This is a genomic window from Kitasatospora sp. NPDC047058 (assembly GCF_040643935.1).
GTDB lineage: Bacteria > Actinomycetota > Actinomycetes > Streptomycetales > Streptomycetaceae > Kitasatospora.
Genome location: NZ_JBEYVJ010000230.1, coordinates 1 through 11,880, shown reverse-complemented (window position 1 = coordinate 11,880; position 11,880 = coordinate 1). Strand labels below are relative to the sequence as shown.

At 75.3% G+C, this 11,880-nt stretch carries 10 protein-coding genes; 8 read left to right on the top strand and 2 right to left on the bottom strand.

From position 1 onward, the window contains the following. A partial coding sequence (locus ABZ885_RS27120) for a hypothetical protein (protein ID WP_360193799.1) occupies positions 1-193 on the bottom strand: 193 nt, incomplete at its 3' end. A gap of 269 nt (positions 194-462) precedes the next feature. On the opposite strand from ABZ885_RS27120, the gene ABZ885_RS27115 reads away from it, so the two are divergent. The 7 genes from ABZ885_RS27115 to ABZ885_RS27085 all read left to right on the top strand — a co-directional run bounded on the left by ABZ885_RS27115 (position 463) and on the right by ABZ885_RS27085 (position 6,918). Further along, positions 463-1,755 (top strand): ATP-binding protein, encoded by a 1,293-nt coding sequence (locus tag ABZ885_RS27115; RefSeq protein ID WP_360193796.1) that lies wholly within the window; start codon positions 463-465, stop codon positions 1,753-1,755. Next, positions 1,752-2,153 carry a roadblock/LC7 domain-containing protein gene (locus tag ABZ885_RS27110; RefSeq protein WP_360193793.1) on the top strand — a complete coding sequence of 134 codons (402 nt, stop codon included), beginning with the start codon at positions 1,752-1,754 and terminating at the stop codon, positions 2,151-2,153. The genes ABZ885_RS27115 and ABZ885_RS27110 overlap by 4 nt, the downstream gene beginning before the upstream one ends. Next, positions 2,150-2,524, top strand: coding sequence for a DUF742 domain-containing protein (locus ABZ885_RS27105; protein ID WP_360193791.1), 375 nt, complete (start codon positions 2,150-2,152; stop codon positions 2,522-2,524). Before ABZ885_RS27110 ends, ABZ885_RS27105 begins: the two co-directional genes overlap by 4 nt. Further along, positions 2,499-3,089, top strand: a complete 591-nt coding sequence (locus ABZ885_RS27100; protein WP_360193788.1) for an ATP/GTP-binding protein — start codon at positions 2,499-2,501, stop codon at positions 3,087-3,089. Before ABZ885_RS27105 ends, ABZ885_RS27100 begins: the two co-directional genes overlap by 26 nt. Before the next feature lie 67 nt (positions 3,090-3,156). Further along, on the top strand, positions 3,157-4,548 hold the full coding sequence (locus ABZ885_RS27095; RefSeq protein ID WP_360193786.1) for a cytochrome P450: 1,392 nt from the start codon (positions 3,157-3,159) through the stop codon (positions 4,546-4,548). A gap of 298 nt (positions 4,549-4,846) precedes the next feature. Continuing rightward, positions 4,847-5,980, top strand: a complete 1,134-nt coding sequence (locus tag ABZ885_RS27090; RefSeq protein ID WP_360193802.1) for a cytochrome P450 — start codon at positions 4,847-4,849, stop codon at positions 5,978-5,980. Beyond that, positions 5,977-6,918, top strand: coding sequence for an enoyl-CoA hydratase/isomerase family protein (locus ABZ885_RS27085; protein ID WP_360193783.1), 942 nt, complete (start codon positions 5,977-5,979; stop codon positions 6,916-6,918). The genes ABZ885_RS27090 and ABZ885_RS27085 overlap by 4 nt, the downstream gene beginning before the upstream one ends. A gap of 50 nt (positions 6,919-6,968) precedes the next feature. Here the strand turns inward: ABZ885_RS27085 and ABZ885_RS27080 are convergent, their stop codons facing one another. After that, positions 6,969-9,881, bottom strand: a complete 2,913-nt coding sequence (locus ABZ885_RS27080; RefSeq protein WP_360193780.1) for an FtsK/SpoIIIE domain-containing protein — start codon at positions 9,879-9,881, stop codon at positions 6,969-6,971. Positions 9,882-10,307: 426 nt separating this feature from the next. Here ABZ885_RS27080 and ABZ885_RS27075 point away from each other — a divergent pair. Next, positions 10,308-11,880 (top strand): protein kinase (locus tag ABZ885_RS27075; protein ID WP_360193778.1); only part of this gene is annotated, 1,573 nt, incomplete at its 3' end.

The window sequence follows — 11,880 nt, the reverse complement described above, 5'->3', positions numbered from 1 at the left end:
CCCGGAACAGCCGCCCGGCCGAGTGCTGGAGCGGGTCGTCGGCGAGCTCGGCGGCAAGGCCGGCGCTGGTCCGCACCACGTAGCCGCCCCGCCGTCGTTTTCGTCCCGGGCCCGGCCGTCGTCGTGCCCCCGGTCCGGCCGGTGGACCGGAGCCGGTCGACTTGTGGCGCGGACGTGAGGTGTGGGTGAACACCGTGTCACAAAGCCCGCTTTTCCGGCGGCAGTGCTGGATGCTGGCGGAGTTTGGCCCCAACTGCCCTAAATGACAACTGTTCTGACACGCCAGTAGTTGCAGTAAGCTGACCCCGCGATAGGCGTTGTCACAGGTCCCGCATACGGAAGAGCTCCCACCGACGTGATGGAACGACAGGTGTCTTTCGGGGGAGTGCAGGCCGCCAGTCCCCATTCGCGCCGGGCGGTCCGGACCTCGTTCCTGACGCGATGCCACCTGAAGAGAGTTTCATGACGTCATTTGTGCGGGAACCCCTTGTGTGGGTCCTTGTCGTGGTCATGCTTGCAGCCGTCGGGGCCGCGCTCCAGGCCTGGAGGACGAACCAGGCGTTGCGCAGGCGAAACGTTTCCCTTGAGGAGGCGGGTTCGCTGGCCGCGCGGCAGCGCGACGAACTCGGCGTGCTGAACACGCAGCTGCAGGGCCGGCACGCCGCCGACGTGGCGGAGGTCCGCCGCGACGCGGAGGAGGACACCAAGGCGGTCCTCAAGGCGGCGATGCGGACGCTGCAGGGCCTCGCCGACGAGCAGCAGGTCGTCATCGACCGGGTGCAGCGGAAGTACGGCGACAGCCCCCAGATCCTGGCCGACCTGATGGTGATCGACCACGCGAACAGTCAGTTCGGCCGTCGCGCCCAGGGCATCGCGGTGCTCTGCGGCGGCTGGCTGGGCCGCCGGGAGAGCGTCGCCTCCGTCTACGACGTGGCCCGCAGCGCCCAGGGCCGGATCCGGCACTTCGACCGGGTGCGGATCAACTCCCGGGTCAGCGTCTCGCTCGCCAGCAAGGTCGTGGAGCCGGTCGCCATCGTGCTGGCCGAGCTGCTGGCCAACGCGACCAACTACTCCGCCCCGGACACCCCGGTGGAGATCAGCGTCCAGGCCGTCCCGACCGGCGTCTGCCTGATCATCGACGACGCCGGCCTCGGCATGGGCCAGGAGGAGAAGGACCGCGCGGCCGCGCTCCTCAACCCGGGCGCACCGATCAGCCTCACCAGCCTCGGCAACCCCCCGAAGTTCGGCTTCGCCGTCTCCGGCATGCTGGCCGCCCGCTACGGCTTCCGGGTCTCCGTCGACTCGGTCTCCCCGTACGGCGGCGTGCGGGCGGTCGTGCTCCTGCCGGCCGAGCTGCTCAGCAGCGACGTCGCGCCGCCGGTGGCCGCCGAGTTCGGCGGGTACCAGCCCGAGCCGGTGGAGCCGCCCGTGCTGGTCCAGACGCAGGCCCCCGTGCAGCACTTCGCCCCGCTGCCCGACCCCGACCGGGCGCCGCTCGCCCCGGTCGCCCACGCACCGGCGGAGGCGGAGACGACGGCGGACGGGCGGCTGCCCAGGCGCCGCCGGCGCCCCGTCTCGGTGGTCCCGCACCTCCAGGACCCGGGCCACGCCGCCCCGGTCCACGCCGCCCCGCGCCACGCCGCCGAGCCGGTGCCGGTCCTCGGCCGGGAGACGGCATCCCGCCTCGGCGCGTTCCAACGCGGGACGCTGTCCGGGCGCAACACCATGACCACGGAAGGAACCGAGATCCAGTGAGCCCTGATCTGTCCTGGGTGCTCAACGATGTACTTCAGGTGCGCGGTGCCCGGCATGCCATCCTCGTCTCCGCCGACGGCCTCCTGCTCGAACGGTCCAGCGAGATCGGCCGGGACGAGGCGGAGACCAACGCCGCCGCGATGAGCTCGATGCAGTCGCTGAGCCGGGCCGTCGCCCCCTTCGTCGGGAGCACCGGTGGAGCGTGGCGCCAGACCCTCCTGGAGTACGACCACGGCTGGATCTTCCTGATCGCGGCCGGCAGCGGGGCCTACCTCGCGGCCTCCACCGCCCCCGACGTCGACATGGAGGCGATGTCCTTCCGGATGCAGCAGCAGGTCGGCGCGCTCGGCCGGGCGATGACGGCGGCGCCGCGCCAGAGCACACACAGTGGCTCATGACGTCCCCGGGCGAGGAGCAGAGGGTCTCCGGCGGCTTCATCCGTTCCTACGTGATCACCGGCGGCCGTGAGTTACCGAGTGCGGACGACCTCTCCCTGATCACCCTGGTCACCGTCGGTCCCGGGCAGGAGCTCCCGGCCCGGCCGAGCCCGGAGACCGTGGCGATCTGGGAGTTGTGTTCCGGCGGGTACCTCTCGGTGGCCGAGGTCGCGGCCCGCCTGGAGCTGCCGGTGGGGGTGGTGAGGCTGTTGCTGACGGACCTGATCAGTGCGGGACGGCTGCTGCGCCGGGGGACCCCGCCTCCGGCCCAGGCCCCGGATCCGAGACTCCTAGAGAAGGTACTGCATGGACTTCAACGCCGCTTCGCCTGAGGACATCTACGTATCGGGCGCGGTGACGACCGCCGTCAAGATCCTCGTCGTCGGGCACTTCGCGGTCGGCAAGACCACGTTCATCGGCGCGCTCTCGGAGATCGCCCCGCTGAGCACCGAGGAGAAGATGACGCAGGCCTCGACCGGCGTCGACGACCTCCGGGGGGTGCCGGACAAGAAGACCACGACCGTCGCCCTGGACTTCGGCCGGCTCACGCTCGGCGACGACCTGGTGCTGTACCTGTTCGGCACCCCGGGCCAGCAGCGCTTCATGCAGCTCTGGGAGGACATGTCGCGCGGGGCGCTGGGCGCCCTGCTGCTGACCGACCCGACCCGCCTCTCGGACACCTTCCCCGTCATCGACCTGGTCGAGCAGTACGGCCTGGAGTACGCCGTGGCGGTCAACAGCTTCGACCGGCAGAGCGACTACACCGAGGCCGAACTGCGCGAGGCGCTCGACCTGCTGCCGCATACCCCGGTGGTGTTCTGCGACGCGCGGGACCAGCGGTCGTCGGCCGACGCCCTGCTGACCCTCGTCCGGCACCTGCTCGAACGCGCCTCCTGACCTTCCCCTTCCCCGTCACCACCGCCCGGGGCCGCACCCGCCCGGGGCCACCCCCAAGGAACGACCCATGGAATCCACGCAGCGACCCGCCCCCCAGTCGCCTCCCCCGGGCTGCCCGATGCACGGCGGGCGCACGCCGCTGTACGGGGACACGTTCTCCGCCGACCCCGGCGCGGTCTACGACGAACTGCGCGCCCACGGCCACGTCGCGCCGGTGGAGCTGGCGCCGGGCGTGGACGCCACCCTGGTCACCTCGCACGAGGCCGCCCTGCGGGTCCTGCAGAACCCGGGGCTGTTCGCCCGGGACTCCCGGCGGTGGGCGGCCCTGAACGAGGGGCGGGTGCCGCTCGACAGCCCCGTCCTGCCGATGATGTTCTACCGGCCCAACTGCCTCTTCACGGACGGCACCGAGCACCTGCGGCTGCGCAAGGCCGTCACCGAGAGCCTGGAGCGGCTCAACGACAACCGGCTCAACCGGCACGTCGAGCGGATCGCCGGCTACCTGATCGACCAGTTCAGTGCGCTGGGCCGCGCCGACCTGCTGAACGACTACGCCAAGCTGCTGCCCCTGCTGCTCTTCAACCAGCTCTTCGGCTGCCCCGCCGACATCGGGGACCGGCTGACCCGCAGCATGTCCGCGCTCTTCGACGGCCTGGACGTGATGCAGGCCAACGAGGAGCTGAACGCCTGCCTGATGGACCTGGTCGCGCTGAAGCGCCGTCAGCCGGGCGACGACATCACCTCGTGGCTCGTGCAGCACCCGGCCGGCCTGCGCGACGAGGAGCTCAAGGACCAGCTGGTCATGCTGATGGGCGCCGGCGTCGAGCCCGAGCGCAACCTGATCGGCAACGCGCTGCTCCTGCTGCTGTCCGGCGGCGGCGCCGGCTACGGGCTGCGCATCGAGGACGCGCTCGACGACGTGCTGTGGAACAACCCGCCGATCGCCAACTACGCGACGCACTTCCCGATGCAGGACGTCGAGGTGGCCGGGTACCGGCTGCCCGCGGACAGCCCGGTGGTGATCAGTTTCGCCGCCGCCAACAGCGACCCGGCCCTGACCGACGCCCGGTCGACCCTCAGCAAGGGCGCCCACCTGGCGTGGGGCGCGGGCCCGCACGCCTGCCCGGCCAAGTCGCCGGCCCAGCTGATAGCCCTGACCGCGATCGAGTGCCTGCTCAACGCGCTCCCGGACGTCACGCTCGCCGTGCCCGCGGAGAGCCTGGAGTGGCGGCCGGGACCCTTCCAGCGCGGACTGGTCTCGCTGCCGGTGCGGTTCAGCCCGGCGCCGGCCCGGCACCCGGCACCGGGTATGAGCGCCGATCAGGGCCGCCCGGCCGCCGGTCCGGTGCCCGGGACCGCGGCGCCGCACGCGCCGGCCCAGGCTCCCGCCCCGGCCCCCGCCAACGGCCGTAAGCAGAAGGGGTGGTGGAGCTCCTTCCTGGACGTCTTCCGGCTCTGACCCGGGACGTTCCGGGCCGCTCGGGGGGCGAACCGGGCCGCGGCCGACGGCGGTGCGGTGCACCGCCGCCGGCCGTGCTCGCAGATTGTGACAGGGACAACACAACTCGACGCTTGAGCGCGCCGACGGTGGGTAGGTCGCCGCCGTACTGCCCGTCGAGCGCCAGGAGCCCAGTGTGACCGCCTTGATGAACGCCTGCCCCATCGTGGACCGCCGTGCCGCGGTTCCGCTCCTGAGGAGGCTGCGGTCGGCCGAGGGACTGGCCTCCCCGACCGCCATCTACGACGAGCTGCGGGCGATGGGCGACCTCGTGCCCGCCCCCTGGGGCGGGTACCTCGTCACCGGCTACGACGCATGCAACCAGGTCCTGCGCGGCAGGACCTGGCTCGTCCCCGACTTCGCCTGGCAGGAGCGGCAGGCCGACACCGAGCGCTGGCAGGCCGTCGCGACCCAGGAGATGAGCCGGACCCTCCACCGGATCAACGCGCCCGAGCACACCCGGCAGCGGCGCAGCCTCGGGAACCTCTTCGACCGGCACACCCTCCAGGCCATGGCGCCGGACATCGAGGCCGACGTCGCGGGCCTGCTCGACCACCTGGCCGAGCGAATATCGGAGGACGGCGAGGCCGACCTGGCCGCCCTGGTCAGCGAGCGACTGCCGATCAACACCGTCGGGCGCTGGCTGGACATCGCGCCGGAGGACTACGCGCACATCCTGGAGATCACCCACAACCAGGTGTACGCCCAGGAACTCCTGCCGACCAAGAGCCAGTTGGCGATCTCCGAGGCGGCGACCTTCCAGCTGCGCCGCTACTTCACCGGCCTCGTCCAGGAGCGCCGCGAGAACCCGGGCGACGACGTGGTCTCCGGCTGGATCCGCACCTGGGACGCACTGGAGTCCGACCGCGCTGCCACCGACCGGATCGTCTACCACCTCATCATGTTCCTCACCATCGCCTCACTGGAGGCCACGGGGACACTGCTCTCCTCGATGGTGTGGTCGCTGCTCCGGTCCCCCGGCTCGTGGGACTGGCTGCGGGCCCGGCCGGAGCACGTCGACGACGCGGTCGAGGAGGCGCTGCGCTACGACCCGCCGACCCGCTTCAACAGCCGGGTCGCGGGTGAGGACACCGTGCTGTCCGGGGTTCTCGTCCCCAAGGACACCATGGTCCACGTGATGTACGGCGCGGCCAACCACGATCCGCGCCGCAACCCGGACCCGCACACCTTCGACATCCTCCGGAAGGGCTCCCACATCGCCTTCGGCGGCGGCGCCCACTACTGCATCGGCGCGGGCCTGGCCAGACTGGAGGCGCGTACCCTGCTCAGCCAGCTGCTCCGCCGCTTCCCGACCCTGCGGGCCGTGAGCCCGCCCGAGTACGCGTCCCGTATGGTCTTCCACCGGGTGACGTCCCTGAGAGTGGCCGCATGAACGCCTTCCCCCGGGTGTCCCCGCACCCCGAGCACGTCCAGTCCGCCCCGTACCCCCCGCAGCCGTCGGCGGCCCCCGGTCCCGGCCGCCCGGGTGACCGGTCCGAGCACGCCCGCGACGTCTCCGGGGCCTGGCCCGAGCAGCCCGGCGGTGCCCCCGCCCCGGCGCCGGCCCGCACCGTCCGCGCCGAGCGCCGCGGCCCCGTCCTGCACGTCGAGCTGAACAGCCCCGAGACCGGGAACGCCGTCAACGACGCCATGCTGGACGAGCTCCTCGCCGTGCTCGGCGCACCGGACCCGGCCGTCCGCGTCATCGTCCTGTCCGCCGCCGGCCCCGACTTCTGCCTCGGCGGCGACCGTGACGAGCTCGCCGCGACGCTCGGCGCGGACCCCACCGGCGGCGGCGTCCGCAGCTCCGGCAGCAGGGCCCGGCAGGTCTGCGAGGCGATCACCGGCAATCCCGCCGTCACTATCGCGCGGGTCCAGGGCCGGGCGATCGGCGCCGGGTTCGCCCTGGCCCTCGCCTGCGACCTGCGGGTCGGCGCCGACACCGCGTCCTTCCGGCTGCCCGAACTCGCCCTCGGCCTGCCCGTCGCCTGGGGCGGCCTGCTTCCGCGCCTCCTGCACGAGGTCGGCGCCGCCCGCGCCCGGGAGATCATCCTCACCGGCCGCACGGTCGGGGCCGCGGAGGCGTACGGGCTCTCCATCCTGCAGCGGGTCGTCCCCGAGCAGGACCTGGACCGGGCCGTGGCGGACTGGACCAGGCCCGTCGTGCGCCGCCCGGAAGCCGCCCTGCGGGTCACCAAGACGCTGCTCAACTCGCACGCGGCGGCGACCCGGCTGGCCGACACCTCCGTCCTGGACGCGGAGCTGATGGCCTCCGTCCTCGCCGCCGCCCAGTACGCCCGGCACGCCGCCGCCCCGCCCCCGGCCCCCTGAGCCGCGGACCCGCCTGTGCCTGGGGCGCCCGCGCGTGCCGGTGCCGGCGGCTACCGGGCGGCGGCGCGTTGCAGCGCGCTGGCCAGGAGGGCCAGGTCGGTCGGCCCGTTGCCCAGTTCGCGGACCGGGCGGCGGGCCGGCGGGGCGCCGAGCTGGAGCGGGTCTATGGCGACGACGGTCGGCCGCAGGGTCGCGGTGCGCGGGATGCGGCCGCTGATCCGGGCGGCCTGGAAGGCGGTCACGCCGCCGTCGGGCAGCCGCAGGTAGCCGCGGCCGGGGGTGTCCTCGGCCAGGGCGGCGGCGTCGCCGAGATGGATCAGCAGGTCGGAGTCGGCGGGGTCGTCGGTGCGCAGCGCGATCCGGAGCAGCGCGGCCTCGTCGACCTCGGTGCCGGCGCTCTCCTCCGGGCGGCCGGTGGTGACGGCGAGGTGGACGCCGAGCGGGCCGCCGCGCCGGGCGGCGGCCGCGAGCGCCCGGGCCAGCGGCCGCCCGGCCGGGGAGGTCGGGGCGAGCAGGGCGTCGTAGTCGTCCACCACGACGACCAGCCGGGCCGGGACGGGCGGTGCGGGCGGGACGGGCGGTACGGCGCCGGGCCGGGAGGCGGCGGGCAGGGGGGCGTCGCCGCTGCGCGGCTGGACGACCCGGGGGAGGGAGCCGGCGCCGGCCGCCCCGACGACGGCGGGCACCGGGACGGCCGGCCGGCCGGGCGCCTGCTGCTCGCCGTCCGGGCCGCGGTTCTCCGGGCTGCGGTCGTCCAGGATGCGGGCCGCGTGCCAGGAGGCGAAGTCCAGGCCGTCGAAGAGCCGCTCGCGCCGGGCGAGTTCGTCCTCCAGCGCCTCCGCGGCGAGCAGCGCGGCGCGCGGGTCGGTGGCGGCGTTCACGAGGCCGATGACGTGCGGCAGATCGGTGCAGCCGTCCAGGCCGTCCTCCGTGGCCCGGCCCTCGATGATCGTGACGGCCAGCCGTGCGGGCCGCTCGGAGACGGCCAGCGAGGCGACCAGGGTGCGCAGCAGCTCGGTCTTGCCGGAGCCGCGCGCGCCGCCGATGAGCAGGTGCGGGCCGCCCGGGTCGGGAGAGGGGAGGGTGAGCTCGGGGTCGGCCAGGTCGAGGGTGCAGAGCTCGTCCCGGGTGGTGCCGAGCAGGGCGGTGGCGGCGCCGATGCCACCGGCGTGCGCGGACCAGCGGGCCGAGAGCTTGGCGGGGGTGACGGTGTCGAGCTGGAGCAGGTCGAGCAGGCGCAGCGCGTCCGGCAGCGGGCCGCGGGCGGCCGGGACGGCCTCGCGAAGCGGGGCGAGGACGCGCGCCAGCCGCTCGGCCCAGGCGTCCGACACGGCGTCCAGCGTGACCTCGTGCAGCGTCTCCCGGCCGCGGGCGACCGGCCGGTCGAGCGAGAGGTGGGTGCCGACCTCGCCGGTGATCAGGGCGGTGGCGCCGAGGCCGCGCGGCAGCAGCTCGGGCTGCTCGGCCAGGCAGACCGGGAAGATGCCGACGGCCGGGCCCTGGCGCAGCAGCAGGTCGACCGCCTTCCGGGCGGCCTCGGTGGCCGGGCGGCCGTCGATCACGACCACGGTGGCGGGGTGGCCGCCGAGGCCGGCCGGGCCGCTGAGCCGGGCGGTGAGCTCGGCGAGCCGGGCGGCGGCCTGGTCGTCGTCGAGGCCGAGCAGCAGCCGGCAGTCCTGGCCGTCGGTGGGGCGCAGGTGGGGCAGCCAGAGCGCCCAGGCCCAGGTGTCGGCCCGCTCCTCGGGGGTGCGGGCCGGGTCGGCGTCGACCACGACCAGGCTGAGGCCGGTGGGCGGGTGCAGCGCGGCGAGCTGGGCGACGACGGCGCGGGTGAGCGCGTCGAGGCGTCCGCGCGGGCCGCTGAGGCCGAGGCTGCCGGCGGTCTGCAGGTCGAGGGTGACCGGGACGGCGGGCAGCACGGTGCCGGAGGTGGTGCCGGTGGCGCCGACGGGGGCCGCCCCGGCCGTGGGCTGGGGGAGGTCGGCGGTGCCCAGGCGCAGGGTGAGCGCGTCGGGGTGGCCTGGGCCGCGCTCCCAGAGCCGGGGGCCCGGGCCGAGGGCGTTGAGCAGCAGGGTGGCGGGGTCGGGCCAGCGTTCGCGCTGGGCGGCGGCCTGCCGGGTGCGGACGGCGGAGTGGTGGCGCTCGGCGCTCTCCTGGCCGGAGGGTTCGGCGGCGGTGCGGCCGAGCCGGAGCGAGAGCAGGCCGCGGCTGCGGCCGGCGGCGGGCTCGGGCGCGGCGGGGGGCTCGACCACGGCCGGCGCGGGCCGGGCCGGGGCGGGCGGGGCGAGCTGGAGGTGGCCGTGGCCGTCGGGGAGCGCGGCGCGGGCGGGCGCCCCCGAGCCGTCCCGGAGATCCGGGACGGTGACCTGCAGGGTGGACTCGCCGATCCGCAGCAGGCCGGTGCCGTCGAGCGGGACGGCCTCCTCGGGGGCCACGGGCGGGACGATCCGGCCGTCCAGCGTGGTGCCGTTGGTGGAGCCGAGGTCGCGGACGGTGACCCGGCCGTCGTCGCCGAGGTGGAGGGCGAGGTGGAGCCGGGAGACGTCCGGGTCGTCGAGCGGGACGTCGGCGTCGGCGGAGCGGCCGACCCGGATCTCGCGGCCGTGCAGGCGGTGCACGCCGCCGGCGTCGGGGCCGCCGACCACCCGCAGCTCGGCGGCGGCCGGGGCGTCGTCCGGGTCGTCGGCGGTCGGGTCGGGTTCGTTGAGGCTCAGCACGGCGCCGTCGAGCAGCGGGGGGTGGCCGAGCAGGGTGTGCTCGTCCACCCGGTGTGCCCCGGCGTACAGGTGCACATGGGTGGCGGCCCGTGGGCCGCGCACGCCCACGGCGCCCGCGAGGGCGCCCGCGAGGGAGCCGAGCGCGGTGCCGACGGGTGCGGTGACCAGCACGTCCACGTAGGGGATGGCGGAGCCGGCGGCTGCCGGGCCGCTGCGCGGTCGGAGGACGGTCAGCCGGATCTGCATCTCGCCCGCGGTCCCTTCTGCTGGTGCTGAGGCCTGGTGCCGGCGCTCGCGGCCCGGCCGGTGCGGCGGGCCCGGCGGTGCTCGACGCACCGCGGGCCGCCGTGGCGGCATTGGGCCACAAGAGTGGCGAGTGTCATCCTGCCATCCGTCACCGACAGTCCGCGCACGGTACCGGATTTGACGATCTTGCGATCATCGCCATGGTGAAGGCGACGGGGAGTCAGGTCAACCGACGCCCGGCGGGCCCGGCGGCCGGCCTCCGGGAGTCCCCCTACGGGATGTCCCGCAGACCCGTGCCGAACCCTTCGCCGGTCGCCTCAGAATCGTGAACGGACACCGTTAGAGTGGCCGGAACACGGGCCCGGCAGGCTCACCGCACCGGCGGAGGAGCGCCCCGCGCGGGCGGCACGGCGAGGAGTGCGACAGGTGCGGCCAGTCGGCAGCAAGTATCTGCTTGAGGAGACCCTCGGACGGGGGGCCACCGGCACCGTCTGGCGCGGACTGGTCCGCGCGGATGTCGCGGTGCCCGGCGGCGAGCCGGGACAGCAGGTCGCGATCAAGGTGCTGCGCGAGGAGCTGGCGGCCGACCCCGACGTGGTGATGCGCTTCCTGCGCGAGCGCTCGCTGCTGCTGCGGCTGACCCACCCCAACATCGTCAAGGTCCGCGACCTGGTCGTCGAGGGCGAGCTGCTGGCCCTGGTGATGGACCTCGTCGAGGGCCCGGACCTGGCCCGCTACCTGCGCGGCAACGGTCCGTTCAGCCCGATCGCCGGTGCCCTGCTGATGGCCCAGGTCGCCGACGCGCTGGCGGCCAGCCACGCCGACGGCATCGTCCACCGCGACCTCAAGCCGGCCAACGTGCTGCTCGCCTCCGTCGTGGTGCAGGGCACCGAGCAGATGCACCCGATGCTCACCGACTTCGGCATCGCCCGGCTCGCCGACTCCCCGGGGATCACCCGCACCCACGAGTTCGTCGGCACCCCGGCCTACGTCGCCCCGGAGTCCGCCGAGGGCCGCCCGCAGACCTCCGCGGTGGACGTCTACGGCGCCGGGATCATGCTCTACGAGCTGGTCACCGGCCGCCAGCCGTTCCAGGGCGACGGCCCGCTGGCCGTGCTCCAGGCGCACCTGGCCCAGGAGCCGCAGCGCCCGTCGACCATGCCCGACCCGCTCTGGACGGTCATCGAGCGCTGCCTGCGCAAGGACCCGGCGCAGCGGCCGAGCGCCGTCTCGCTGGCCCGCGCGCTGCGGGTGGTCGCCAACGGGGTCGGGGTGCACGCCTCGCCGGCGGCGGTGGACGAGGCGCTCGCGGTCGGCACGCTGCTGCTGCCGGACCCGCAGCCGGCCGGCGTCCCGGGCGGGGCGCCGGGCGGCGTTCCGGAGGCCCACCCGGCCGGGACGCCGGGGGGCGAGGACCGCACCCAGGTGCTCCCGGCCGGCCAGCCGGGCCAGTACGACCCGGCCGCCGCGACCGCCGTGATGGGCACCCAGCCGCCGCCGGCCGCCCCGTACGGCGCCGCGGACCGGACCCGGGTGATGCCGCCGGCCGCCTCCCCGCAGGGGCCGCCGCCGCCGGAGGCGCCGCACCCGTGGCAGACCCAGCTGCGCGCGGCCCGGGACCGCAACCAGCAGACCGAGATCGGCTACTTCGACCCGGAGGACTTCGAGGCCCCGCAGGTCGCCCCGCCGCCCTTCCAGGCCGGACAGGCCGCTCCGGGCGGTCCGCAGGGCTACCGGCCGCCGCAGTCGCCCCCGGGCGGCTACCAGCAGGCCCCGCCGCCCGGCTACGCCCAGCGCCCGCCGGTGGCCCCGCCGCCCTTCCAGGCGGGACAGGCGGGACAGGCGGGCCGGCAGCCGTCCGGCGGTTACCACCAGCCCCCGCAGCGCGGCTACGAGCAGGCCCCTCCGCCGCCACCCGGCTACGGCCGTCCGCAGGGCCGTGCGCAGCAGCCCCCGGCCGGCCCGCCGCAGGGCTACCAGCCCGCGCCGCCGCAGCCCG